Raw genomic sequence first — 25,591 nt, 5'->3', positions numbered from 1 at the left:
TAAGTACATTAAAAAATATAAGTATGAGAAGTAATCCAACAATTAAGGCAATGTTTTGAGCGGTCATATTTTTTTAATTTAAAATGATATAAATGAGTATAAGGGAAATGAAAAACAAAGTCACCAAAAAAGAGTCTAATAAAGGTTTGTATTTATTTCTGAATGAAATACTTCTCGGCATAGCAATGCCAAAAACAGTATCTGGACTTCCTTTTCTAATTATGGTAGTACCATTGTCTGAATCTGCGTAACCTATAAGTAGCATATAATCATTGCTTTTTAAGTACGTTTCGGTATACCTGGTCTTTCCTCCCGCTTGATTATCTATTCTGTTAAAATAATATTCTAATCCTTCCCCATCTACTGTTACCGAGCCTGTTTCGTCTTTTATCTTAAATTTACCTGTTTTAATTTCTGAAAAAATAGTGCTGTAAGTCGTTCTTCCATCATCATCGCGAGGACTTTCTTTTTCAATTTTATAATAATATCCAATACAAGGTTTATTAAAATAGGGGGAAATAATGGGTTCGATTTCTTCTAAATCTCCTACAATCTCTACCTGACCCATCGCTATTGCATCAATTTTTGAAGTTGGTAAAATAGACTGCAGCCTCATAAATTTGCTTTTATTACTTGGGAAAAATATAGAACTAACTATAATGAAACCTGGAATAATAAGCAAAAGAAGTTTCAAATTTCCATTTTCAGCCAAATAGATAAAAGATAAAATAATACCGATCAAAACAACGATTCCAAGGATTTTTTTACTCAATGGTGTTTTTTGAATATTATGTTTTCGATTGAATTTTTCCCTTTCTATCCTTTCCTCTTTACTGCTTCTAATTCCCGAAACAATCATTCCAATAAAAGCCGATAAAAAAACAGACAAAAACAATAGCAATACAACTGCCAAAGGATACGAAGAATCAATTAAAAAACTGAGTCCGACAAGTACGGGAGATAAAACAAAAAACAGCCAAGATGGAAATTTAAAATTAAAAAGTCCTGAATAAATGACCGTCTGGAACAAAGCAATTCCTAAACTAAAAAGCATCAGAAAAACAACCTCTACGGCATCTGTTTTATTTTGAGTTAAAAATTCGAAAAGATCATTCATAAAATGATAAATAATGATATTGTTAAAGGTTTAAAATAGGATCTCAACTTCCGTAGAAATTAATTTTCTGATTTTATTTCTTTCTTCATCTGAAATTGGATTATTACTTAAATCCAAACCAATCAATTTACTCAATTTATTGATTTCATTTGGAACTTCGGTAATTTGGTTATGACTTAAAATAAGAAACTTCAAATTTTTAAACTTCAAAATCTCTTCAGGAAATAGTGTCAATTTGTTCTTAGACAAATCCAATTCTAGTACTAATTCTGGTTTAAATTTCGCTTGCTCCAGATCATAGAAAGATGTTTTTTCTCTTTTCTTCTCTTCTTTATTTTTACTCAAAAGGCCAAATCCTGCTAGAATAAGTGCTGCCACAAAAAAGATGCACAAAAAAGCAACCCAAACAGGATCTTGATTTTTTTCGTTTGTGAAAAGTCTTTGGTAAATATAAAATGCCATTCCGAAAAACAGAACCAGAAATAAACCTAAAAAAATTAAATAAAGAAGGTATTTAAAAAAGGTAAAAATCACTTTTTTCACGCTGGAAGTATTTTTTGCAAATCGAAAATAGACAACTAACGTCAAGATTAAGACCCAAAAAACAGCAACTCCAATTTTAGCCCATAGGTTTCCATTTTCAATAATCGAAAAGGAAATAAAAGTTGGAAACATCAAAACAAACCAAATAATTATTCCTCCAATTCCAATAGAAAAACAGCCAATTTTATCCTCTTTCCCATTTGATTTCAACCAAAAATAGGCCAATAAAAACGATAAAAGAAGTACTCCAATAAATCCGTATCCAAAAGGGGTAAGTCCGGCTAAAAAAAATAGAGTCATTTTGGGTTGCTTATAATTTATAGAAAGTTTAGGCTAATAAAAGTAAAAATACTACAAATTTTTAGCATTAAAAAACCGCCTTTCTCAAATACTGAAAAAAGCGGTTTTATTTATTTTAAACTTCCCTTCCTACAAGTCAAATTTAATTCCCTGTGCTAACGGAAGATTTGTTGTATAATTAATGGTATTTGTCTGACGTCTCATATAAATTTTCCACGCATCAGATCCTGACTCACGCCCTCCTCCTGTTTCTTTTTCACCACCAAAAGCACCTCCGATTTCAGCACCAGAAGTTCCTATGTTTACGTTTGCAATTCCGCAATCAGAACCTGTCGCAGATAAAAATCTTTCTGCTTCGCGTAAATTATTCGTCATAATTGCAGAAGATAACCCTTGAGCAACACCATTTTGAATTTCGATGGCATTCTCTACTTCTCCAGAATATTTAATTAAATACAAAACTGGAGCAAATGTTTCATGCTGTACAATTTCAAACGAATTTTCAGCTTCCGCAATGGCTGGTTTTACATAACAGCCACTCTCGTAACCTTGACCAGAAAGCACTCCTCCTTCTACAAGGATTTTTCCGCCTTCGGCTACAACTTTATTCAAAGCCGCTGCATACATTTCTACAGCATGAGTATCAATTAGTGGTCCAACATGATTGTTTTCGTCAAGCGGATTTCCGATTCGTAACTGCTTATAGGCCGCAACCAGAGCATCTTTTACTTTATCATAAATACTCTCATGAATAATCAGTCTTCGAGTTGAAGTACAACGTTGTCCAGCAGTTCCAACAGCGCCAAAAACAGCACCAATAACCGTCATTTTAATATCTGCATCTGGAGTAACAATAATAGCATTATTTCCTCCTAATTCTAATAATGATTTTCCTAATCTTCCTGCAACAGTTTGTGCTACGATTTTCCCCATTCGGGTAGAACCTGTAGCTGAAATAAGAGGAATTCGAGTATCTACAGTCAACAACTCTCCTATTTTATAATCACCATTTATTAAACACGAAATTCCTTCTGGAAGATTGTTTTCTTTTATAACTTGAGCAATTATATTTTGGCACGCAATTCCGCAAAGAGGTGTTTTTTCAGAAGGTTTCCAAACGCAGACATCTCCAGAAATCCAAGCTAAAGCTGTGTTCCAAGACCAAACTGCAACTGGGAAATTAAATGCCGAAATAATTCCAACAATTCCAAGCGGATGATATTGTTCGTACATACGGTGTCCAGGTCTTTCAGAATGCATTGTTAACCCATGAAGCTGGCGAGATAAACCTACTGCAAAATCGCAGATATCAATCATTTCCTGTACTTCTCCATATCCTTCTTGTAATGATTTCCCCATTTCATAAGAAACCAATTTACCAAGCGCTTCTTTATTTTGTCTCAATTTTTCTCCAAACTGACGAACAATTTCACCACGCTGTGGAGCAGGAATTAATCTAAAAGTTTTAAAAGCTTCTGCAGCAGTTTGAATTGTTTTTTCGTAATCTGCTGCCGTTGACATTTTTACCGAAGCAATTAATTTTCCATCAACTGGCGAATAACTTTCTAAGATTTCTCCAGAAGAAAAATTATTAATTCCTGTTGATGTTCCTTCATTTATTGTCTTGATGCCCAATTTATCAAGAGCTTCCTTCATTCCAAATTGCGATGCTATTGTTGTCATTGTAACTTTTTTGGTTAAAATTGTTATATTTTTATGTAAAGATATTATTTTAGAATTAATTTTCAGTTGAAGTTAATTCATAAATCAAAGTAAATTTAAGTTTATTTTATAGTATTAACAGAACCGAAACCTCATTATTGAATTTATTTAATGAAATTTGCAGTACTTAAAAATTAAAAAATATGACCCTTTTCAATAGGCTTCTGCTTTGTTTTCTTTTAGTTACGACCAGTATATTTTCTCAAAAGGAAAAAACCTCTTTTTCTGTAGTTCCATTGGGAGTAATGGGCGGTATCGACGAAAAAAATCTTTCGGCTTATTTAATCGCTCCAGCCAATACAACTGATTATATCTGTCTTGATGCTGGAACTGTAAACGCCGGAATCGAAAAAGCTATAGAAAATAAAACTTTTAAAGTTTCTACAAGCGAAGTTTTACGAAAATACATCAAAGGATATTTGATTTCTCATGCACATTTAGATCATGTGTCAGGTTTGATAATCAATTCTCCTGCCGATTCTTCGAAAACGGTTTATGCTACAAAGAAATGCATGGAAATGATGGAAAACCATTATTTCAACGATCAGACTTGGGCTAATTTTGGAGATGCAGGTGCTGGTTTTCATATCAAAAAATATCATTTTCAGACTTTAGATTTGGCGAAAGAAACTCTTTTGACCAATGCTAAAATGACGGTTAAAGCATTTCCTTTAAGCCATGTTAATCCGTTTGAAAGTACCGCTTTCTTAATTAAAAACGACAATAATTATGCTTTGTATTTAGGTGATACAGGGCCTGACGAAGTGGAAAAAAGCAATAATCTCCGTGATTTGTGGACAACTGTTGCGCCATTGGTTAAGGCCAAGCAATTGAAAGGAATTTTTATTGAAGTTTCGTTTCCAAATGAACAGCCCGATAAATTTTTGTTTGGTCATTTGACTCCGAATTATTTAATGAAGGAACTTCATGTTTTAGAGGAATTAGCAGGAAAAGGTTCTCTGGAAAACTTTAAAATCATTATTACACATTTGAAACCTCCTGCAAAGAATATTGCAAAAATTAAAGAGCAGTTAAAAACTCAAAATAATTTAGGATTGAAGATTATTTATCCTGAGCAGGGGAAAAATTTTAGTTTATAAAATGTTTATTTTGTAAGTTTATTTCTATATTTTAGCCGAATATTCAAATTCACAATGGAGATTATTTGGTCTAAAAAAGCGCAATATAACTTTGATAATATTCAAAATTACCTTGAACAATTTTAGTCGCCACACATAGCTCAAAAATTCATTAAGGATGTTTTACACATTATAACTTTATTACAAAACAATCCTATGCTTGGAAAATACGATACGAAATTGAAATGTCGAAGTATAATTATTTCAAAAAACATTACTCTATATTATGAACTTACAGACAATCATATTGAATTGATCTCATTTTATAACAATCGACAAAAACCAATAAATTTTATATAAGATTTTTGCTCTTCAGCTTGGCTAACATTTGTTCATGTGTTATAAAATCTCCATTTTTTATATCTTGCTTTCCTTGCTCAATATCCGCCTTTAACTCTAACATAAAATTTTCTTCTGGAGAAAGTATTTTAGCAATAGATAATACTTCGTCAGGAGTAAATGACAGTGTTTTCAATTTACGATAAAATGTTGGACTAGGAATTCCTACTTTTTCAATTATGTAGTTTTTCTTGTAAGGGGATTTTTCCATTAATCCTTCAATATTATCAACTATATTCTTATATGCGATTATTTCTTGTATCATGATTGATATGTTTTTATTTCGTTTTTGATACAAATATAAAAAATAAAGCACATATATATGTGCTTTTTGCAGTTAAATACTTCTTATTTCTTAGCCGTAAATCTAGGATCGGTTTCCATAACAGTTCCACAATTATCACAAGTTCTTAATTCTTCTGAATTATAGAAGTGCTCAAAATGAGGAAGAAAGTCTTTCTCTATGTTATGAAGTTCAAAATATACTTCATACAATTTATGATTGCAGTTATCGCAATGCCAAAGCAAACCATCTGTAAAACCTTGTCCAGCACGTTTTCTTTCGATTACGAGTCCGATAGAACCTTCTGAACGAACGGGAGAATGAGGCACTTTTGCAGGATGCAAATACATATCGCCAGCATTTAATTCCATTTCTTTACGCTGTCCATCTTCCTGAATGACGACCTTAATACTTCCTTCTAACTGATAAAAAAGTTCTTCTGTTTCGTTATAATGGTAATCTTTTCGTGCATTTGGTCCAGCAACTATCATTACAATATAATCTCCAGAATCAACATACAGGTTTTTATTTCCAACAGGCGGTTTTAGTAAATGACGGTTTTCGTCAATCCATTGAGTCAGGTTAAAAGGTTTTGCTATAGCCATTTTTATTCAAAATTTATGAAAAGCTAAGGTAGTGAAATTGTAGAGACGCACCGCAGTGCGTCTATGGGTTTGTATTTTAATTTCTGAAAAACTTCAGACGCACTGCAGTGCGTCTCTACCTTAAAAACTCTTTTATCAAATAAACATAAACCGGAAAATGATCACTAAAACCTGCATCGCTCAATGTATTCCGCAACGGATATCCTTTATATGCACCAGAATTTTGAATAAGATAAGACCGATTGAAAATACCTGCTTTCCAAAAATTAAAAGTCGAAAAATCAGCTTTAACTAAGGATTCTGTTAGGATAATTTGATCAAAAATATTCCAAGAGTCACGATAAGCAATAGTTCCTAAGCCATTTTTAGCAAGCTCTTCAAACGGATTAAAAACATCAAATTCAGCAACTTCAGCTTTTATTCCCTTAGCTCCTAACCCTATTTTTATACTTTTATTAAATGGTCCGTCATTAAAATCTCCCATTGTCAATACCTTTGCCTGCGGATTAATCTGTTGCAATGAATCAATAATTTTTCGGTTCAATTTTCCTGCGGCTTCCCGAAATACCATTGTTGCTTTTTCTCCGCCAGATCTGGACGGCCAGTGATTGACAATAATATGGATTTCTTCGTCTTCTAAAAATCCTGATACCAAAAGCTGGTCTCTTGTAAAAACTCGATTTTTATTTTCTTTTTTAATTTCAATTTCGTCATCCAAAACTTCTGCTTCTTGTTCTTTTTTGACCATTTCTTTTTTGTAAATAATTAAAGGAATATTCGAATAAGAAGTGGGTCTAAAATATTTTTTCTGATACAGCAAAGCCACATCAATTCCTCGTTTGTCTGGCGAATCAAAATGAATGATTCCTAAATCTAGTGGCAATAGCTTTGGTTCTTTTATCAAATCTTCTAAAACGCCACGATTCTCTATTTCAGCTCCTCCAATTAAAGTTGGAGCATTTGAATTCTCGGGTGTACCAATTTCAGATATTACCTTTGACAAATTTTTTAATTTCTGCTGGTATTTTTCCGTTGTCCAATGCTGCGCACCGTTTGGAGTCCATTCATCATCATTTGTAAATTCATCATTTACAGTATCGTAAAGATTTTCAAAATTGTAAAAAGCTACAGTATGTATTTTGTATTTTTTCGGTTGGCTAAACAGAACATTCAACGCAAAAAGAATAATCAAAGAGAATTTATATTTTAACGGCATAGAGAAGATTTTAAAAAAAACAAACTTAATTATTTGTAAGATTTTTACCTAAATAAAATTTAAAAATATTACATTTGTTTCTAATAAAACTCTTGTATCTTGCTCAAAAAATCTGACAATTTATAACATGAAAAAAATACTGTTTTTTGCTTTATTCTTGAGCTTTATAATTCCATTTTACGGACAAAAAAATAGTTCCAGAGCAGAGGAAATCAGAAAACAATATAAAATTCCAGAATTGGCTTATGCAGTTGTTTCTTCAGATTCTATACTTGAAATTGACGCTTTAGGACTTCAACGTTACAAGTCTTCTCATAAAGCAAAAATTAATGATATATTTCGTTTAGGATCCATCACAAAAACGGTCACAAGTTATATTGCGGCGACTTTAGTTAAAGAAGGAAAAATAAACTGGAATTCTAAATTTTTTGATTTATATCCTGAATTAAAAGCAGAAAGTAATCCAGAAATTTATAATGTAACCTTGCAAGATTTCTTGACATTTAGAGCCCCAATTCCAACTTGGTCTTACGGAAATGCAACTCCAAATCAACAAGAAATTAAAGGAAATAATCAAGAACAGCGTTATGAGTTTATAAGCTGGTTTTTTAAGCAAAAACAAATTGTTACAGAAAAACAAGAATGGTATGGGTCCAATCCAAGTTTTGTTGCTGCAGGTTTAATGCTTGAAAAAGCAACTGGAAAAAGTTATGAAACTTTAGTGCAAGAGTTGGGTAAAAAGCTAAATATTAACTTTGGTTTTGGACAACCAAACGTGACTGATATAAACCAGCCGTGGGGACATGATGAAAATTTGAAGCCTGAAAAACCATTTGTAAATTATAAATTAAATTGGCTTTCATCAGCAGGAAATATCAATGTAAATCTTCCTGATTTTTGCAAATTTACGCAGATGCAATTGCAAGGTTTGTTAGGAAAATCAAAAATATTGTCTGAAGAAGAATTTAATAAAATGCATTTTGGTTTTCCTGAATTTTCTTTTGGATGGTATTCTGAAATAAATGAAAAATCGGGATTAAAATATTCTTTTCACTACGGAAATCCAGGAAACATTTTTAACCAAAGTGTATATTTGCAAAGACATCGATAAAGCTTTTATCTTATTTGCCAATGTGCAATCTGAAGAAGCAGACAAAGGTTTAATGTTGCTTTTGGCCGAACTGCAAAAACAATATGGAGGTTAAATTGTTAAACCTTAAAAATTAATTTTATAATTTTAAGCAAAAGAAAAAAATGAATAAAAACTGCTTTCACTATATAAAGAGACACTTTGTCTTTTGTAAACTCGCATTTCTTATTTTTGCTTTACAATCATTCAACTGTCAATCTCAACAAAACATGATAACACCGCCTTATTTACAAAAAGGAGATACTGTGGCACTTTTGGCAACAGCAAGAAAAAACATCGATGACAATTTAAAACCAACAATAGATTTATTGCACAGTTGGGGGTTAGAAGCCGTAATCGGGTCAACAATTGGTTTAGATTATCATCAATTGGCTGGAACAGATGAACAGAGAGCTGCCGATTTTCAGAAACAAATGGACAATCCAAATGTTAAAGCTATCTGGTGCGTTCGCGGCGGATATGGAACTGTTAGAATGTTGGATTTATTAGATTTTACGAAATTTAAACAGCATCCTAAATGGGTTATCGGTTTTAGTGATGTAACGGTTCTTCATAATCATTTGAATACGATGGGCTATAAATCTATTCATGGCATTATGCCAGTAACCGTTCCTAGAGCGACGCCAGATGCCGTCAGCTCATTAAAAGCCGCTTTATTTGACGAACCTATTTCTTACTCTATTAGTCCAAATCCTATGAATCGTTTAGGAAGTGCTACTGGAGAATTGGTTGGAGGCAACTTGTCTATTTTATATAGTTTGTTAGGATCCCCATCGGCAATTGACTGCAAGGATAAAATTTTATTTATCGAAGATTTAGACGAATATCTGTATCATATTGACCGTATGATGATGAATCTAAGACGTAACGGATGTATCGAAAATCTAAAGGGAATTATCATTGGCGGAATGACAAGCATGAAAGACAATGAAGTTCCTTGGGGGAAAAATGCATTGGAAATTATTGATGATGTTACGAAAAAATACAATATTCCAGTCATTTTTAATTTCCCAGCCGGTCATATTAGAGACAACAGAGCTTTAATTATGGGAAATACTATTTCTATAGAAGTTACTGCTTCTGGAAGTACGGTTACTTTTAAAAAGTAATATCACATTGCTTAGGATCTAAGCAAATCTCACAATACCACATAAAATCTCGCAAAGACGCGAAGTCGCAAAGTTTTAATATCCTTTGTGGCTTCGCGTCTTTGCGTGCAAAAAACATAAAATTAATATGACGCTTTCAAAACTCAAAACTCAAAACTTGAAACCTGAAACTTGAAACTTGAAACAAAAAAACAAAACCCATGGCAGAACATAACGATTTAGGAAAATTAGGAGAAGATCTCGCTGCGGCACATCTTGAAGAAAATGGATATTCGATTATAGAACGAAACTTTGTTATCCAAAAAGCAGAAATAGATATAATTGCACAAAAAAATAATGTTTTGGCAATTGTTGAAGTTAAAACTCGTTCTAGTTTAGATTTTGGTTCTCCGCAAGATTTTGTGAAGTCCAAAAAAATTCAATTACTCATTAAAGCAGTAAATGCCTACATAAACGATAGGGAAAAGGATTTTCAAGAAGATTTAGAAATCCGTTTTGATATCATTGCGGTCCATAAAAACGGCGAATCATTTGCAATTGAACATCTTACTGATGCTTTTTATCACTTTTAACATATTTTTTTATTGTTATAATTGTAACAATTTGTTTTTTTATTTATATTTGCAAAGAATTATAACATCGCAATGTTAAATTAACTACCAACTCAACTGTTACCAAAAAAAAAAAAATTATGAAAACTGTTTCTTCTATTGTAGAAAACTACATTAAAACAAAACCATTTTTATTAAATGCCCTGTCACTCGGAATTATTAACCTAACTTCACTTTCGCGAAATATTATGACCGAATTAGAAAGTGAGTTTGGCAAAGAAGTAAAACAAGGCGCTGTTGTAATGTCTTTAAAACGACTAACGGAAGAACTAGATTTTAAACTAAACCACAAAATCAATAAAGTAATTAAAAATATTGGTGAAATCACAGTTCGTTCGGAACTTACCGATTACACTTTTGCTGCATCTGAAACGGTCTTAAACAAACAAGCAGATTTGATCTCTGATATTAATGCTTTATCTGATATTTTTTATACCTCATCTCGTGGAGTAAATGAAACTAATATTGTAGTGAGCAGCAGTGTAAATCACTTGGTTGAAAAACACTTTATGAGAGAAAAATTAATCCAGAAATTGGATAATTTAGCTTCTATTACAGTAAAATTACCAAAAGAGAACATTGTTGTCCCTGGTATTTACTACTTCATTTTCCAGCGTTTGGCTTGGGAAGGAATCATTATCAATGAGGTAATTTCGACTTCAAATGAATTTACTATTTTAGTCGGAGAAGATCAAGTTGATGTTGCTTTTAAAGTAATTAAAGACTTGAAAAATTAATTAAATAAGATAAAGAATCGCTTTGATTCTTCTTTATAACAAAAAAATCCTTTTGTCTTTTTAATAAAAGATGAAAGGATTTTTTTGTTATAAAGAAGTACATCAACATAATTCTATTTTTAGCAAATAAGAATATTCTCAAAAGTAAAATTCAAAAATTACTTTCTACTTCAGAAAAGCGTCAATATGACACTTACTTGCAGAATGCCACTTCACAATGTATTTTATGTCTTTCTCTAAAAAAACTAACAAAAAATTTGAATTAAGTTTTTTTATATATGATTTATTGAGAATAATATTTTTATATATTTGTGAAGAAGTCAGACATCAGACCTCGAATTTTGATAGTTTAAGACCACTAGAATTAAATAAATGCAAATTAAATTGTTCAAAGCGGCTAACCATAGTGAAAAATTATTGCTAAGTGAACTCCAAAAAGGAAACTTAAAAAACAAGCTATAAAATAGCTTCCACCCAAACGAAGGCAGATTTTAAAATGTCGGAAAAAAGGAATGAGCTACGAAGAAATAAGCAAGGAACTCGGAATCTCGATAAATGCATTCCGGAACCAAATAAGTAAAGCGCTCGAATTGATGCGCGGTTTTTTTTAACTTCATAATAAAATTATCTAACCAAAACCACAAATATTACCCTTAAAATCACTCTTCGGAGTGATTTTTTTTGATCAATTCCAAGTGCTATATTTCCTAAAAGTTTCTATCATTTCGACCGAAGGGAGCACGATTTCTGTAGATTCAGAAATTAATTTAGAAGCTTACCAATATTTAATACTTAAAAAAGAATAAAAGCTTATAATAAAGTTAGATTTGCAAAAAACTAAATAAAATGAATTTTCAATCCCAAAAAACACTGCTTCAAATGCGTTTGAACAAAAAAACAGCGTTTTTATTTTTTACTATCCTAAGTGTATTTTCACTTCAGGCACAAGAAATAGCTTCGCCAGACAAAAATCTTTCTCTAAAATTTGAATTAAAAGAAGGTGGTATTCCGTTTTACCAATTATCATACAAACAGAAACCAGTTATTAAACCAAGTTCTTTAGGTTTAGAGCTTAAAAACAATGCTTCGTTTATGGATGGTTTTACCATTACAAATACAGCACAATCTTCTGTTGATGAAAATTGGAATCCGGTTTTAGGAGAAGAAAAAACAATTCGCAATCATTACAACGAATTGGTTGTCACTTTAGCGCAAGCGAAAAACAACAATCGATTTATCCGTATTCGTTTCCGTTTATTTAACGACGGATTGGGATTTAGATATGAATTTCCGAAACAAAATGACCTGAATTATTTTGTAATTAAAGAAGAGCGCACCGAATTTCAGTTGGCTGGAAATCATAAAATTTTCTGGATTCCAGGAGACTATGACACCAACGAATATGCTTATACAACATCAAAGATTTCAGAAATCCCTTCTTTGATGAAAAAAGCTACGATTGAAATCAATGCACAGCAGCCAATTAAAGAATTGTCAGTACAAACACCATCTATGATGAAGTCTGATGATGGTTTATATATCAATATTCACGAAGCAGGATTAATTAATTATCCAGCAATGTATCTTGAAGTTGATGCTAAAACCAACAAAATGACAAGTCATTTAGCACCAGATGCCGTTGGCGCAAAAGGCTACATGCAGACTGATGCTCAAACACCTTGGAGAACTATTGTGGTAAGTGATAAAGCAACTGATATTTTAGCTTCAAAATTAATTTTAAACCTTAACGAACCAACCAGTTACAAAGATGTTTCATGGATTAAACCAGTAAAATACATTGGAATTTGGTGGGAATATTTCGTAGCTGGAAGAAGTACATGGGCTTTCGGGAAAGAAAACAACGTAAAAATGACAGATGATTTTACGAAACTTACTCCAAACGGAAAACACGGAGCCACAACAGAACGCGCAAAAGAATACATTGATTTTGCTTCTAAAAATGGCTTTGATGCAATCCTTATTGAAGGTTGGAACATTGGCTGGGAAGACTGGATTGGCAATTGGAAAGAAGACGTTTTTGATTTCGTTACCGCATATCCCGATTTTGATGTAAAAGCGGTTCATGCTTATGCAGCTTCAAAAGGTGTAAAAATTATCATGCACCATGAAACTTCAGGTTCTGCAACCAATTACGAACGTCGTTTAGATCGTGCTTTTCAATTTATGAATGATAACGGTTATGATGCTGTAAAAACAGGTTATGTAGGACAGATTATTCCGCGTGGAGAACATCATGACGGACAATGGATGGTCAATCATTACATCAACGTTGCGAAACGTGCTGCCGATTATAAAATTATGATCAACAGCCACGAAGCCGTTCGCCCAACGGGATTAAACCGAACTTTTCCAAACTGGATTGCTCAGGAATCAGCGCGCGGTACCGAGTTCGAATCTATGGGAGGATTAGCTCCAGATCACACTACAATTCTGCCATTTACCCGCTTAATGGGAGGCCCAATGGATTATACGCCTGGAATTTTCCAGACCGATCTTTCCTATTACGGAACAGGAAGTTCACAACGAGTAAACACTACTTTAGTAAAACAATTGGCTTATTATGTAACTATGTACAGTCCGTTGCAAATGGCGGCTGATATTCCTGGAAATTACGAGCGTTTTCCAGATGCATTTCAGTTTATTAAAGACGTAGCTGTAGATTGGGATAACAGTTATATTCTAGAAGCCGAACCTGGAGATTACATTACAATTGCTCGTAAAGCAAAAGGCAAAAACGAATGGTTTATTGGCGGAATTACAGATGAAAATGCCAGAACAGCAAACATTTCTTTTGATTATTTACCTGCAGGAAAAAATTTCGTTGCCACAATTTATGCCGATGCTAAAGAGGCCAATTGGAGTCAAAATCCACAGAAGTATAAGGTTGCTAAAGTTATCGTAAACTCAAAAAGCAAATTGAAGCAGTATTTAGCTCCTGGTGGAGGTGTTGCCATCAGTATTAAAGAAGGAATGGCTTCCGATTTAAAAGGATTGAAAAAGTTATAATTTAAAGTGCTAAGATACTAAGGCATTTAGTTTCTTAGTTTTTTGCCACGAATTTCACACTAGATTATTTCTAAAGATTTTAAAACTAAAAAACTGATTTTAAATAAATTCGATTGGGTTGAAATATAAAAGCGCATGAAATTCATGCGCTTTTATATCTTTTAAAATGTGTAATTCAGAGCAAATCCTAAATTATTCTCCGATGTGATTTCATTTTTATTTAATGCGGGTTTAAAAGCTAAATTCTCATTTACATTAAACTGAGATAAAGCAGCATCAACGTTAGCGTCGATAATGTTTAAGACATAAAAACCAACCATAAACAAAGCCGATAAATCTCTATTTCTTTGATAGCCTTTTTGAGCTGTAATTAATTGGCTTTCGCTTAAACCAGCCAAAAATTCAGAATCGCTTTTTTTACCTTCAAGCCTATTTTTGTATTCATTTCTATAAAGATTGTAATTCTTCTGATTATCGATGTAGAAATAGGCACTCGTGCCAATAGCACCATATACCAAAGGAAGTTTCCAATATTTTTTATTATAAATCTGTCCTAAACCAGGCAAAACTGCCGAATAAAAAGCTGCTTTTGCTGGACGAAGCGGATCGATTGTTTCTGATTTTAAGGAATCATTTGAAATAATTCTATCTTTTCCCTGAGCGAAAATTGAAGTAAATCCAAGAAGTAAAAAAAGAACAAGAAGTTGATTCTGCATATAAAGTGTCTTTGAAAATTTTGGTTCAAAGAAAACTTTTTAATTCTAAGGTTTTTCTTAAATAAAAGATAAAGAAAACTTAATTTTTGATTCGCCACGACTCGAGCGATAGCGAACAGGCGGAGCAATTCACGAATTATTTTAAAAAGATTTATAAAAATTAAATTCGTGAATTCGTGGCTATCTTTTTACTCCTCAAACAACTCCATCAACTCCAAAGCTCGTTTTATCGACTTCACATTTTCAAAAGTCAATAACAAGCGTAGGCCATTCACGGTTTGTTTTTCTTTCATTTTGCAAAGATTACTATGCTTTTGAACAAAGTTTAAAACATTTCTAAACTTCACAGACTGGTAATAATCTGATTGTTGATCGGATACAAAATAGCCAATCATTTTGCCTTGCTTCAAGACTAATTTCTCGATTCCGACTTTTGTAGCAATCCATTTTATTCTAATGCTGTTTAACAATGCTGTTGCCTGTTTTGGCAATGGCCGAAACGGTCAATTAATTTTTTCTCAAATTCCTGTAATCCCGCTTCGTCTTTTATTGCTCCTAATTCGTTGTATAAAACCAAACGTTCCGAAACGTTATTGATATATTCATCTGGGAATAATAATTCGAAATCGGCATCAATTTGAATGTCTTTTACGTATTCTTTGGTATCAATATCATTTTCTTCAGGATACAAATCTTTGAATTCGTTTTCCTTCAATTCTTCAATGGCTTCATTCATGATTTTCTGGTAGGTATCAAAACCAATTTCATTAATGAAACCGCTTTGTTCTCCACCCAATAAATCTCCAGCACCACGAATCTCCAAATCTTTCATGGCAATATTGAAACCGCTTCCCAATTCGCTGAATTGTTCCAACGCCTGAATACGTTTTCTGGCATCTTCGGTCATTGACGAATACGGCGGACAAATGAAATAACAGAATGCTTTTTTGTTGCTTCGCCCTACTCGACCGCGCATTTGATGCAAATCTGATAATCCGAAATTATTGGCATTATTGATAAAAATCGTATTTGCATTTGGAACATCCAAACCACTTTCTATAATTGTGGTTGCCACCAAAACATCAAAATCTCCATTCATGAAACCTAGCATCAATTCTTCGAGTTTGGCACCGTCCATTTGTCCATGACCAATTCCGACTCTTGCATTTGGAACCAAACGCTGAATCATTCCTGCCACTTCTTTTATGTTTTCAATTCTATTATTGATAAAGAAAACCTGTCCGTTTCTCTGAATTTCATACGAAATCGCATCACGAATAATTTCTTCATTAAAACCAACTACATTCGTTTCAATAGGATATCGGTTTGGCGGAGGCGTTGTAATTACCGATAAATCTCGAGCCGCCATCAAAGAAAACTGAAGCGTTCTCGGAATTGGTGTTGCCGTTAAAGTCAATGTATCGACATTGGCAGCAATGGTTTTCAGTTTATCTTTTACGTTTACACCAAACTTTTGTTCCTCATCAACAATCAATAATCCTAAGTCTTTAAAAACTACATTTTTATTGACCAATTGATGTGTTCCAATTACGATATCTAGTTTTCCTTCGGCTAAATCTTTTAAAGTCTGTGTTTTCTGTTTTGCAGTTCTAAATCGGTTTAAGTAACCAATTGTAACCGGCATATCTTTTAATCGTTCCGAAAAAGTTCTATAATGCTGGTAAGCCAAAATAGTTGTGGGAACCAAAACAGCCACTTGTTTACTATTATCAACCGCTTTAAAAGCAGCACGAATCGCAACCTCTGTTTTTCCAAAACCAACATCACCACAAACCAAACGATCCATTGGGCGATCGCTTTCCATATCGGCTTTCACTTCTGCCGTCGATTTCATTTGGTCTGGCGTGTCTTCGTAAATAAACGAACTTTCCAATTCGTTTTGAAGATAACTGTCAGGCGCAAACTGAAATCCTTTTTCTAAACGGCGTTTTGCATAAAGCTGAATCAAGTTGAATGCAATATGTTTGACGCGCGCTTTGGTTTTTTGTTTTAAAACCTTCCAAGCGTTTGATCCTAGTTTATATATTTTTGGAGGGGTTCCGTCTTTTCCGTTGTATTTCGAAATTTTATGAAGCGAGTGAATACTCACATACACAATATCATTATCGGCATAAACCAATTTTATCGCTTCCTGCGTTTTGCCTTCAACCTGAATTTTCTGCAAACCGCCAAACTTTCCAATTCCGTGATCGATGTGTGTTACATAATCACCAACCGAAAGTGCCGTTAATTCCTTAAGCGTAATATTCTGCTTTTTCGAATATCCGTTTTTGATGTTGAATTTATGATAACGTTCAAAAATCTGGTGATCAGTATAAGCCGTTATTTGATTTTCTTCGTCAATAAAACCTTGATACAAAGGCAATACAATGGTATGATATTGCTTTCTGATATTCTCTGAATTGGCTTCATCTAAGCTTTCAAAAATATCGTGAAAACGTTTTGCCTGCGTATCATTCGAACAAAACAGATAATTGACATATCCGTTAAAATGATTTTCACTCAGATTATTCAGCAATAAATCAAATTGTTTATTGAAAGATGGCTGAGGCTGAATATGAAATTCGATTTTTTTAGTGGTTTTAAAAATCGGTCTTGGAGCCAATTCTACCACCGAAAAATCTAAAGCGCGTTTAATAAACGAAGCCTGATTTAAGAATAATTGCTCTGGCGTGGCGTGTTTTATTTCTTTCGAAAGTTTCTCAAAAGCTTCTTCTGCTCTTGCAAATTGTTTGTCTAACTGACTAAAAAGTCCGTCAGTATTTTGAATGAAAAGAACTGTCTTTTCAGCAATATAATCTAAGAAGCTTTCTCGGTTTTCCTGAAAAAGCTTGTTCTCCACATTTGGGATAATCGTGATTTTTTTATGTGTTTCGACAGATAATTGCGTTTCCACATCAAAAGTTCTGATGCTGTCTACTTCGTTTCCAAAAAACTCAATTCGATACGGATGATCATTTGAGAAAGAGAATACATCGACAATTCCTCCACGAACTGAAAATTCGCCAGGTTCTGTAATGAAATCTACTCTTTTGAATTCGTATTCAAATAAAACTTCGTTAATAAAATCAATCGAAATTTTATCGTTTAAAGCCACTTTTAAAGTGTTTTTATCGAGTTCTTTTCTCGTAACAACTTTTTCAAAAAGTGCTTCAGGATACGTAACAATTACGGCTGGTTTTTTTCTTGAATTAATTCGGTTTAAAACCTCAGCGCGAAGCAGCACATTGGCATTGTCTGTTTCATCAATCTGATATGGACGGCGAAATGACGCTGGATAAAACAATACATCTTGTTCTCCAATCATTTGCTCCAGATCGTTTAAGTAATATGCCGCTTCTTCCTTATTGTCTAAAACAATCAGAAAAGGCAGTTCGGTTTTCCTGAAAACAGAACGTATTATAAAAGAAACAGCAGATCCCAACAATCCGCTGATATTCATTTTTACCTGATTTCCCTCCAGTAAACTTTTAGCAATCTGCTCGGCTTTTGGCAGATTATCGTAGGTTGTATATAAGGCGTTTTTACTCAACTTTTGGTATATTTTTATCTAAAGGCGGTGCCGAACTCGGAATCGCACGTGTTGTGTCTAACATTCTAAGGAAATCTTCTTCTCCTTGTTCTTTAGGAATTTTGGCTTTTTCGACAATTTTATCCATTTGTCTTTCCAAAGAAATCAGCTCTTTATTGATTTCTTGTATCAAAAACACCACTTTATCATCTGGAATAGTACTCAAATGAATAAATAAATCCAGCATTTTAATTTTAGTAATCAAAATAGAAATACGGCTTTTGATCTGTGGCTGATTAAATTGAGCCGGAATATTATTGTTTAAAGCCATTGCTTTCTTAGAAATCGCAGCCGATTTTTTCTGAAAAGCCCCAATGGTCTTTCTAGGCTTTTCTGAAATTTCTTTATTAAATTCACGCCACTCTGTCCATGAATTCAATTGCGATTCTGAAATCTCATTAATGGGTTCGTCTAGAAAAGTCCAACCTTTATTTATGTTGTTAAAAATAGCTTCTTTCTTTTTTGCTTCTTTTGCATTTTCTGCAAGGCGTTTTTCATTTTCATTTTGGCAAGAAAATAACACAGTTGTCAAAAGCAGAAAAAGAGATATTTTGTATTTCATTTATTAAAATGTTAGGTTGCAAAGTTACGAAGTAAATTTACAATTACGAATTCTGTTTTTTGCTAAAGATTCTATAAATCAAGGTTATTTTTTTGCATTTTTATCTCTATCAGAGAATCAATTTAAAAAAAAGTCATTTGATCATTATATCAATAAAATAGCGCTTTTTCGTGGGATTCTTAAAAAGGCACAAGACACACTCTTAAAAGAGAATAATATATCAAACAAACTTTTAAATTATTGAATTTATAATTTATTCTTCAAAAAAGCGCAAGTAATTGCGAAAACGTTATATTTGTGTCTCTAAAAATCATCATGAAATGAATCCTAAAATATTGATCATTGGCGCCTGCGGTCAGATTGGAACAGAACTGACGCAGAAACTGCGCAAAATATACGGAACCGAGAATGTTATCGCTTCTGATATTCGAAAATTAAATACTGATGTTGTTAATTCGGGACCTTTTGAAGTGGTCAATGCTTTAGATTTTAATCAGATCGAACATTTGGTAGAAGTGCATAAAATTACTGATGTATATCTTATGGCGGCACTTTTATCGGCAACAGCTGAAAAAAATCCAGCTTTTGCTTGGGATTTGAATATGAATTCACTTTTTCATGTTTTAAATTTAGCTAAAGCCAAAAAGATTCAGAAAATTTTCTGGCCGTCGAGTATTGCGGTTTTTGAACCAACAACTCCAAAAGAAAATACGCCTCAATATACCGTAATGGAGCCTTCTACAGTTTACGGAATTAGTAAACAGGCAGGCGAAAGATGGTGCGAATACTACCATAATATTTATGGTGTCGATGTTCGCAGTATTCGTTATCCAGGCTTAATCAGCTGGTCTACTCCTCCAGGCGGCGGAACTACAGATTATGCTGTTGATATTTTCTATAAAGCGATTGCTGATAAAAAATACGAGTGCTTTTTGTCTTCTGAAACCAGAATGCCAATGATGTATATGGATGATGCAATCGATGCGACAATTAATATTATGAAAGCGCCAGCTGAAGAAATCAAAATACATTCTTCATACAATTTGGCTGCTATGAGTTTTACTCCAACTGAAATTGCTGCTGAAATTAAAAAACATATTCCTGAATTTGAAATTACGTATAATCCAGATTTCCGTCAGAAAATTGCAGACAGCTGGCCCGCAAGTATCGACGATGCTGAAGCAAGAAAAGATTGGGGATGGAATCATAAATTTGATTTGGAAACTATGACTAAAGATATGCTTGAGCATTTGGCATAATCTGAAATAATAAAATTTTAAAGCGCGTTATTCTAAAAAATAACGCGCTTTTTTGTACATTTTATTTGTAAGAAAAAATATTGATTGTATAATTTATGTACTTTTGATTGCGTTTGAATAATAATCAAGTTTATTCCAAAATCATCAATCAAATCACAACAAAAACATCAATCAAATGACAAATTCTTATCATCCTGTCGAGCAAGGCAAAAGAACTGCAATTGTCGACATCCTTCGGGGCTGGGCTATATTGGGTGTAGCCATTGGCAATTATCTGGATTTTCTATACATCGGTATAGAAAAAGAACTTAAGCATAGTGCTTTCTCTGAAACTCTTCAATTTATTAACCGCTATTTATTTGCGGCAAAATCTTGGACATTATTAACTCTTTTATTTGGCTACGGATTTGCAATTTTGATTAACAATGTTGCTTCTAAAGGAAAAAATCCTGTCGCTTTTTTTGCGTGGCGAATGTTTTTGCTATTTATTTTAGCCTTTATTAATTCTGCTTTTTGGCTTGGCGACATTTTAAAAGATTATGCCTTTTTAGGACTTATATTATTGCTTTTTTACAGATGTTCTACCAAAACTTTAGCCATTATTTCTGCCGTAATTATACTTACAATTCCTTTTGTAATGGCTTATGTAAATGGTTTAAAAATTGAACATCCTGCAATTGCAACAAATCCAGAATATTTAAAACTATATCATTCTGGAAACTGGATTGACTTTTTCAGATTTAATCTGCTTGCGTCATTCTACGAACAAATTATAATTCCAGGCTATGCAATTACGGCTCATTATGTAATGTTGGGCTGTATGCTTTTTGGGTTTATGCTTCAAAAACTAAACTTCTTCAATCGCTTAACAGAATTAAAGAGACTTTTAAAATCTGTCTGCATCATTAGTTTGGCTGTTGCTGTACTTATCGCGATTGGATTTAATATTGCTATAATATACAAAGCTCCGTTATTAAAATTCTTTCACCCACTTTACTGGTTAGTGCTAAGTACAATGATTTTTATCTCGACTGGAATCTGTCTTTTATACGTCAATGGAAAATTAAAAACAGTTTTCAGTTATTTTAGCGCAGGCGGAAAAATGACATTGACCAATTATATGAGCCAAAATATATTGGCTGGTATTATTTTTTCTGGAATTGGATTCGGAATTGCAGATTCAATGCCGTATTGGTTTTACTTTTTATTGGCTGTTTTTATCTTTATCATTCAATTGTTTATTAGTAAATGGTGGCTTTCAAAATACAATTATGGCCCAATTGAATGGTTGTGGAGATCTGCAAGTTATAGAGAATGGGTTCCTTTTAAAAAAGCACAGCCAAAGGTTGCTGCTGATATAAAAATGGTCTAAAATTAAAAATTTGGAATAAACTTGAATATAAAAGAAAAGCCCTTAAATTTAGATTTAAGGGCTTTTTTAAGTAGTCTAAAGGAATTACTTCACTTCAAAATATTGTTTGTTTTATATCTGTCGCTTCAATTTATGGTATGATTTTTTTCTGACGCAATTGATCAAAAAGACTAAAAAACATTTCTTCGGTATCTATAAATTCATAAAAACCCAAACGTCTTGCTTTGGTTCCATCAGCAAAAAAATCATAATCCCACGAAAAAACAAAATCTCCAAAGTTCCAACTGGCTAATTTTTCATAATCGTGTTTTTCTAAATTGTATTTTTCCTGAATATTTCCCCATAAAACCTTTTTGTCAGCCATAACTGTTTTTAATTCCATTTGAAGCGGAGGCGCAATAGGAATATCAAAATAAGAAGCAATTTTTGGCCAAAGTTCTGTCCATCGAAACAAATCTCCATTTGTAATATTAAAAGCCTGATTGGCACATTGCGGATTTGTTGCTGCCCATACGGTTGCTTTGGCCAATAGACCGGCATCAGTCATTTCCATAAGCTTATCATACGCTCCTGCTTTTCCAGGAAATCGAAGCGGAAGATTTAATTCTTTAGAAATTGATGCGTAAACAGCTATCAAAAGTGCAAGATTCATTGGGTTTCCTATTGCTGTACCGCCTACAACAGAAGGTCTAATGGCGCTCCAATTCCACTTTTTTCCTTCTTTCTTTTTTTCTAAATATTGCTGCTGGTCAATGTTAAATTCAGGAGGCATATGTCCAGCATCTGTTTCTTTGGCTGGAGTTTTAAATGGCCCTAAATGAGCTCCATAAACTTTATAACCTTGCATCAAACTAATATGCTGTAAGTCTTTAGCTATTGGTTCAATTATCTCAACTACATTTTTAAGCATGTTTAGATTTGGCTCAACAAGTTCAGACCATGATGGACGATCTTGATAAGCGGTATAAAATATATGGGTAATATTTTTAAGATCAGATAATTGTTTCTTACTGTTTTCAGTATCCAGCAAATCAACTGAAATGTATTTCAGATTAGGCGCATCATTGCCTCCTTTTCGGGATAATCCAATAATATCCCAATTGTTAGTAGATAAAAGATATTCTATAAGATTTGCACCGATAACGCCATTTGCGCCAACAACCAATGCTATGTTTTTATTTGCTGTCATTTTCTTTGTATTTAAAATTGTTTTACAAAGTTCAGACAAGCTAAAGAGGTATAAAATGAAGTGGATTATGAAATAAGGTTGAACTAGTTCAAGTTTACTTTTTCAATTTATTGTTTTTTATTTTTGAAAGAAATTCTGTTGTCATTCCCAAATAAGAAGCCAAAGCATATTGAGGTACCCGATTTGCGATTAAAGGGAATTGATTTATAAATTTCTCATAACGCTCTTCTGCCGAAGAGGTAAGATTGGTAATAATTCTTCGTTGAAAAAATGCAGCCGTACGTTCTGCTGTAATACGAAAAAAAGTTTCAAATTTTGGATTCGCCATTTTCAATTTGCTTTCCGTTTCAAAATCTATTTGCAGCAAAACAGCATCTTCTAAAGCCATAACAAACATCGTGGCCGGCTGCTGATAAATGTAACTATTATAGTCAGAAATCCACCAGTCTTCAATAGCAAAGGCAATCGTATGTTCCTGACCTTCATCATTTACCACATACGCTCTTAAAGCGCCTTCGACCACATAGTTTCTATGTTGAGCCACAAAATCTGGCTGCACTATAAACTGCCGTTTCTTTATCTTTTTTATTTTAAAATTAGAAACAAATTGACTGGCCTCTTCGTCAGAAAGTTCTATTCGGTCTTGCAAATGCTTGATTAAAAACTTGTATTCTGTCATCCTTTTTTGATTTAAATATTTCAATATACAAGATTACTATTGTATCAAAATTACAACTCTTTTAAATTTATCAAGCAAAAAAAAACCAAAGCTAGAAACCAGCTTTGGATTTTTTTTGTTGATGTTTTACGCAGATTATAACCAAAAATAAATTTGTAAAACAGCCAATAAGATACTTTTATTTCTACTGAAACATCGTTCTCCTATTCAATCTTTTTAAATGAGTGCGAAACACGAAGTATAACTTTCCATCATTTTATACGTTTTAAACCTTTTTAAAACTGACAGACTAGAACAATATTACATATCATTTGCCTAGAAAACTTTATCACTAACTTTGCACATTACCAACCAAGCAGAGTTAATTAGTGATATTTTCCTGTTTAGATGAGATCATCACCCATTTGTTGCCGTCTGTTAATTGATAAATGATAGTATTTATTTTGCAGCAACCAACAATGCTTACTTGTTCTAAAGTTTTGTCGATTTTGTTTATTTTTGAAGGAATAAGTCTAACAGGAAAAAGCTTATTTTCTTCAAAAAAACCTTCTGAATTTTGAAAAAAATAAGTATAAATTGTTCCTGTATTAATACTATTGTCATACACAATCGCAAAATCATCAAGTGAGTCGAAGTTGTAATCTCCCACGATTATTTCATAGTCATTATGTAAAGGAATATCATTAGTAAATACTATTGATTTACAGTTAAAATCAAAATTAAATGGGGTATAATTTAGTTCTTGAAAAATAATATTGGACTTACTATCAATTAATGTAATTTTTAAATTTTGTGAATTCACAATTTCTGACTTTATTATATGAATAGTTTTGTCTTTCAGTAAATTTTTATAAAAACATTCTTGTAAATTTTCTTGCGCGATTATTTTATTATCATGTCTAATTATAAAATCAATTTTATATTGATTTTTTTCTTTTATTACTCCTAAACATATTTTTTCATCTTCTTTTCCATTATAATAACTAACAATGTATTGATTGTTTACTGATTCATCCTTTTTAACTTTCAATGTTTTAATCCAACCATCATAAAAATCTTGTGCATTTACAAAAGGATCCCAATCTAGACTGCCATTTTCCATTTGATTCCTAATATTTTGTATCAATTTTTTTGATATATATTTATCTTTTATTTTGTTTATAATGTTGGAATTAATTTCATTTTTTGAATTTTCAAAAATATAAGAAATGTAAAACTCTTTAATTGTATTAATTATCAATGAATCATTTTCTTGAATTTGTTCTGTACCATTTATATCTTTTTGAGATATTGAACTCTCTTCTTTTTTTTGAATATCCCTTTTGCAGGAAATTACAAAAAGCATGATACACAAAACATAAAAAAATTTAGACCTAATTACTTTTATTTCCATCATTATCAAATTTTGTTTTCAACACAACTTCTGATTTTAATGATGGACAACATCTAGAATCAGTATCTTTATATTCAATCTTCTCAACGTAGATACTATTATTTGATATTTTTTTAACATAAAACATAAAATCAGGTATAATACTTTCTATTAATTTCATCTCCTTACCTGTGTTTTTATAAATGTTTAAACCAGCACTTATATTGGCATTCCCATCTTTTGCTGTTAGGGAATAAAAAAGAACTATATCATCAATATTATCATTTGTTACATCTCCTAAATATGCTTCCAATATATCTATACCTCCAATTAATTTATTTGTTTTCTTTAATTTTGGCAGTTCTATATTAATGAATTCTTGTTTCACTAATTCAATGGACTTGTTAAAAGAACTATCTTGTAACTTAATAGTTTCTACTATTTTCTTCTGAGGCTCTAATTTGTTGCACTCTTCCTCATCCCAACATTCTCGACAAGGTTGATTATAAAATGTAATTTTCTTCTTGATTAAACTTATACTATCTGCAAACTGATATTGTGATTTCTCGTCACTAAAATCCCATAGTAATTGATCAATCTTTCTTAAATGCCATATTTTTTTACTTGGTATCGGCTTTTCATTTGATAAAAAATAATAACCTTTAGTTGTTATTTTATAGTTTTGATTTTCAATTTCCTCTATTAATTCAGTGAGATAATAAGCTCCCTCTTGTGGAATGTAGAAATAAAATCTATTTTTATAAAAACGTAATACTGGATATCCCCCATCACATCTGTTTATCACTGTGTAAACACTATCCGTCTTCGTTACACCTAATAATGTTAAATTATTTAAATTAAAACTTTCTTTATTTTGTTCTTTGTCTTGTCCTTTGCAACTAATAATTAAAATTGAAAAGATTACACTTAAAAATTTATTTATATTCATTTG

Annotated in this window: 20 protein-coding genes and 2 pseudogenes; 9 read left to right on the top strand and 13 right to left on the bottom strand. The window is 32.4% G+C overall.

Translation table 11 applies throughout. The annotated features are described in order from the left end of the window. Nucleotides 1-73 precede the first annotated feature (73 nt). The 3 genes from ACPWTF_RS13830 to amaB form a co-directional block, all read right to left on the bottom strand. The gene (locus tag ACPWTF_RS13830; RefSeq protein WP_427871608.1) at nt 74-1,117 is read right to left on the bottom strand and encodes a hypothetical protein; all 1,044 of its coding nucleotides are present in this window, start codon (nt 1,115-1,117) and stop codon (nt 74-76) included. Between the two features lie 30 nt (nt 1,118-1,147). Next, nucleotides 1,148-1,960 (bottom strand): leucine-rich repeat domain-containing protein, encoded by an 813-nt coding sequence (locus ACPWTF_RS13825; RefSeq protein ID WP_427871606.1) that lies wholly within the window; start codon nt 1,958-1,960, stop codon nt 1,148-1,150. A gap of 129 nt (nt 1,961-2,089) precedes the next feature. After that, the gene (gene amaB, locus ACPWTF_RS13820) at nt 2,090-3,643 is read right to left on the bottom strand and encodes an L-piperidine-6-carboxylate dehydrogenase (RefSeq protein ID WP_427871604.1); all 1,554 of its coding nucleotides are present in this window, start codon (nt 3,641-3,643) and stop codon (nt 2,090-2,092) included. Nucleotides 3,644-3,825: 182 nt separating this feature from the next. Between amaB and ACPWTF_RS13815 the strand changes: the two genes are divergently transcribed. Beyond that, a complete protein-coding gene (locus tag ACPWTF_RS13815; RefSeq protein WP_427871602.1) occupies nt 3,826-4,782 on the top strand; it encodes an MBL fold metallo-hydrolase in 957 nt (318 codons plus the stop codon). 331 nt (nt 4,783-5,113) lie between these two features. Here the strand turns inward: ACPWTF_RS13815 and ACPWTF_RS13810 are convergent, their stop codons facing one another. From ACPWTF_RS13810 to ACPWTF_RS13800, 3 genes are all read right to left on the bottom strand, one after another. Next, nucleotides 5,114-5,425 carry a hypothetical protein gene (locus tag ACPWTF_RS13810; protein ID WP_427871601.1) on the bottom strand — a complete coding sequence of 104 codons (312 nt, stop codon included), beginning with the start codon at nt 5,423-5,425 and terminating at the stop codon, nt 5,114-5,116. Between the two features lie 83 nt (nt 5,426-5,508). Then, entirely contained in the window at nt 5,509-6,048 is a 540-nt protein-coding gene (locus tag ACPWTF_RS13805; protein WP_286971470.1) for a 3-hydroxyanthranilate 3,4-dioxygenase, read from the bottom strand. Between the two features lie 115 nt (nt 6,049-6,163). Beyond that, nucleotides 6,164-7,264 carry an endonuclease/exonuclease/phosphatase family protein gene (locus tag ACPWTF_RS13800; RefSeq protein ID WP_427871599.1) on the bottom strand — a complete coding sequence of 367 codons (1,101 nt, stop codon included), beginning with the start codon at nt 7,262-7,264 and terminating at the stop codon, nt 6,164-6,166. 127 nt (nt 7,265-7,391) lie between these two features. On the opposite strand from ACPWTF_RS13800, the gene ACPWTF_RS13795 reads away from it, so the two are divergent. From ACPWTF_RS13795 to ACPWTF_RS13770, 6 genes and pseudogenes are all read left to right on the top strand, one after another. Beyond that, on the top strand, nt 7,392-8,375 hold the full coding sequence (locus ACPWTF_RS13795; protein ID WP_427871597.1) for a serine hydrolase domain-containing protein: 984 nt from the start codon (nt 7,392-7,394) through the stop codon (nt 8,373-8,375). 248 nt (nt 8,376-8,623) lie between these two features. Further along, nucleotides 8,624-9,523, top strand: a complete 900-nt coding sequence (locus ACPWTF_RS13790; protein ID WP_427871596.1) for a S66 peptidase family protein — start codon at nt 8,624-8,626, stop codon at nt 9,521-9,523. A 200-nt stretch (nt 9,524-9,723) separates the two neighbouring features. After that, entirely contained in the window at nt 9,724-10,095 is a 372-nt protein-coding gene (locus ACPWTF_RS13785; RefSeq protein ID WP_427871594.1) for a YraN family protein, read from the top strand. A 119-nt stretch (nt 10,096-10,214) separates the two neighbouring features. Further along, nucleotides 10,215-10,871 (top strand): hypothetical protein, encoded by a 657-nt coding sequence (locus ACPWTF_RS13780; RefSeq protein ID WP_008466087.1) that lies wholly within the window; start codon nt 10,215-10,217, stop codon nt 10,869-10,871. A 479-nt stretch (nt 10,872-11,350) separates the two neighbouring features. Further along, nucleotides 11,351-11,482 (top strand): annotated as a pseudogene (locus ACPWTF_RS13775) (RNA polymerase sigma factor); the annotation flags it as partial. 268 nt (nt 11,483-11,750) lie between these two features. After that, a complete protein-coding gene (locus tag ACPWTF_RS13770; RefSeq protein ID WP_427875758.1) occupies nt 11,751-13,898 on the top strand; it encodes a glycoside hydrolase family 97 protein in 2,148 nt (715 codons plus the stop codon). A gap of 161 nt (nt 13,899-14,059) precedes the next feature. On the opposite strand, the gene ACPWTF_RS13765 is transcribed toward ACPWTF_RS13770, so the two are convergent. The 3 genes and pseudogenes from ACPWTF_RS13765 to ACPWTF_RS13755 all read right to left on the bottom strand — a co-directional run bounded on the left by ACPWTF_RS13765 (nt 14,060) and on the right by ACPWTF_RS13755 (nt 18,768). Then, nucleotides 14,060-14,614, bottom strand: a complete 555-nt coding sequence (locus tag ACPWTF_RS13765; RefSeq protein ID WP_250834487.1) for a DUF5683 domain-containing protein — start codon at nt 14,612-14,614, stop codon at nt 14,060-14,062. 188 nt (nt 14,615-14,802) lie between these two features. Then, a pseudogene (mfd, locus tag ACPWTF_RS13760) lies at nt 14,803-18,167 on the bottom strand (transcription-repair coupling factor). Continuing rightward, nucleotides 18,160-18,768 carry a hypothetical protein gene (locus ACPWTF_RS13755; RefSeq protein WP_250834491.1) on the bottom strand — a complete coding sequence of 203 codons (609 nt, stop codon included), beginning with the start codon at nt 18,766-18,768 and terminating at the stop codon, nt 18,160-18,162. The pseudogene mfd and the gene ACPWTF_RS13755 overlap by 8 nt, the downstream one beginning before the upstream one ends. Nucleotides 18,769-19,088: 320 nt before the next feature. Between ACPWTF_RS13755 and ACPWTF_RS13750 the strand changes: the two genes are divergently transcribed. Further along, complete coding sequence (locus tag ACPWTF_RS13750; RefSeq protein WP_427871590.1) at nt 19,089-20,027, top strand: L-threonine 3-dehydrogenase; 939 nt, start codon at nt 19,089-19,091, stop codon at nt 20,025-20,027. Between the two features lie 175 nt (nt 20,028-20,202). Then, on the top strand, nt 20,203-21,399 hold the full coding sequence (locus ACPWTF_RS13745) for a DUF418 domain-containing protein (protein WP_427871588.1): 1,197 nt from the start codon (nt 20,203-20,205) through the stop codon (nt 21,397-21,399). Between the two features lie 130 nt (nt 21,400-21,529). Here ACPWTF_RS13745 and ACPWTF_RS13740 read toward each other — a convergent pair whose 3' ends face one another. The 4 genes from ACPWTF_RS13740 to ACPWTF_RS13725 all read right to left on the bottom strand — a co-directional run bounded on the left by ACPWTF_RS13740 (nt 21,530) and on the right by ACPWTF_RS13725 (nt 25,588). Next, nucleotides 21,530-22,588, bottom strand: coding sequence for an SDR family oxidoreductase (locus tag ACPWTF_RS13740; RefSeq protein WP_427871586.1), 1,059 nt, complete (start codon nt 22,586-22,588; stop codon nt 21,530-21,532). Nucleotides 22,589-22,682: 94 nt separating this feature from the next. Next, complete coding sequence (locus ACPWTF_RS13735; protein ID WP_427871585.1) at nt 22,683-23,267, bottom strand: Crp/Fnr family transcriptional regulator; 585 nt, start codon at nt 23,265-23,267, stop codon at nt 22,683-22,685. Between the two features lie 361 nt (nt 23,268-23,628). Continuing rightward, the gene (locus ACPWTF_RS13730) at nt 23,629-24,663 is read right to left on the bottom strand and encodes an XAC2610-related protein (RefSeq protein WP_427871583.1); all 1,035 of its coding nucleotides are present in this window, start codon (nt 24,661-24,663) and stop codon (nt 23,629-23,631) included. Continuing rightward, a complete protein-coding gene (locus ACPWTF_RS13725) occupies nt 24,641-25,588 on the bottom strand; it encodes a hypothetical protein (RefSeq protein ID WP_427871581.1) in 948 nt (315 codons plus the stop codon). Before ACPWTF_RS13725 ends, ACPWTF_RS13730 begins: the two co-directional genes overlap by 23 nt. Nucleotides 25,589-25,591: the final 3 nt, after the last annotated feature.

The organism is Flavobacterium sp. MMS24-S5, assembly GCF_050320125.1.
In the GTDB taxonomy this organism is placed as follows: Bacteria; Bacteroidota; Bacteroidia; order Flavobacteriales; family Flavobacteriaceae; genus Flavobacterium; species Flavobacterium tyrosinilyticum.
The sequence above is the reverse complement of the archived record's forward strand: the minus strand, read 5'-3'. Positions and strand labels throughout refer to the sequence as shown.

Coding starts and splice junctions, on each gene's coding strand:
- ACPWTF_RS13815 (WP_427871602.1), top strand. CDS start 3,826: ATGACCCTTTTCAATAGGCTTCTGCTTTGTTTTCTTTTAGTTACGACC.
- ACPWTF_RS13735 (WP_427871585.1), bottom strand. CDS start 23,267: ATGACAGAATACAAGTTTTTAATCAAGCATTTGCAAGACCGAATAGAA.
- ACPWTF_RS13790 (WP_427871596.1), top strand. CDS start 8,624: ATGATAACACCGCCTTATTTACAAAAAGGAGATACTGTGGCACTTTTG.
- ACPWTF_RS13755 (WP_250834491.1), bottom strand. CDS start 18,768: ATGAAATACAAAATATCTCTTTTTCTGCTTTTGACAACTGTGTTATTT.
- amaB (WP_427871604.1), bottom strand. CDS start 3,643: ATGACAACAATAGCATCGCAATTTGGAATGAAGGAAGCTCTTGATAAA.
- ACPWTF_RS13825 (WP_427871606.1), bottom strand. CDS start 1,960: ATGACTCTATTTTTTTTAGCCGGACTTACCCCTTTTGGATACGGATTT.
- ACPWTF_RS13750 (WP_427871590.1), top strand. CDS start 19,089: ATGAATCCTAAAATATTGATCATTGGCGCCTGCGGTCAGATTGGAACA.
- ACPWTF_RS13745 (WP_427871588.1), top strand. CDS start 20,203: ATGACAAATTCTTATCATCCTGTCGAGCAAGGCAAAAGAACTGCAATT.
- ACPWTF_RS13800 (WP_427871599.1), bottom strand. CDS start 7,264: ATGCCGTTAAAATATAAATTCTCTTTGATTATTCTTTTTGCGTTGAAT.
- ACPWTF_RS13780 (WP_008466087.1), top strand. CDS start 10,215: ATGAAAACTGTTTCTTCTATTGTAGAAAACTACATTAAAACAAAACCA.
- ACPWTF_RS13805 (WP_286971470.1), bottom strand. CDS start 6,048: ATGGCTATAGCAAAACCTTTTAACCTGACTCAATGGATTGACGAAAAC.
- ACPWTF_RS13740 (WP_427871586.1), bottom strand. CDS start 22,588: ATGACAGCAAATAAAAACATAGCATTGGTTGTTGGCGCAAATGGCGTT.
- ACPWTF_RS13795 (WP_427871597.1), top strand. CDS start 7,392: ATGAAAAAAATACTGTTTTTTGCTTTATTCTTGAGCTTTATAATTCCA.
- ACPWTF_RS13770 (WP_427875758.1), top strand. CDS start 11,751: ATGCGTTTGAACAAAAAAACAGCGTTTTTATTTTTTACTATCCTAAGT.
- ACPWTF_RS13730 (WP_427871583.1), bottom strand. CDS start 24,663: ATGATGGAAATAAAAGTAATTAGGTCTAAATTTTTTTATGTTTTGTGT.
- ACPWTF_RS13810 (WP_427871601.1), bottom strand. CDS start 5,425: ATGATACAAGAAATAATCGCATATAAGAATATAGTTGATAATATTGAA.
- ACPWTF_RS13785 (WP_427871594.1), top strand. CDS start 9,724: ATGGCAGAACATAACGATTTAGGAAAATTAGGAGAAGATCTCGCTGCG.
- ACPWTF_RS13830 (WP_427871608.1), bottom strand. CDS start 1,117: ATGAATGATCTTTTCGAATTTTTAACTCAAAATAAAACAGATGCCGTA.
- ACPWTF_RS13765 (WP_250834487.1), bottom strand. CDS start 14,614: ATGCAGAATCAACTTCTTGTTCTTTTTTTACTTCTTGGATTTACTTCA.
- ACPWTF_RS13725 (WP_427871581.1), bottom strand. CDS start 25,588: ATGAATATAAATAAATTTTTAAGTGTAATCTTTTCAATTTTAATTATT.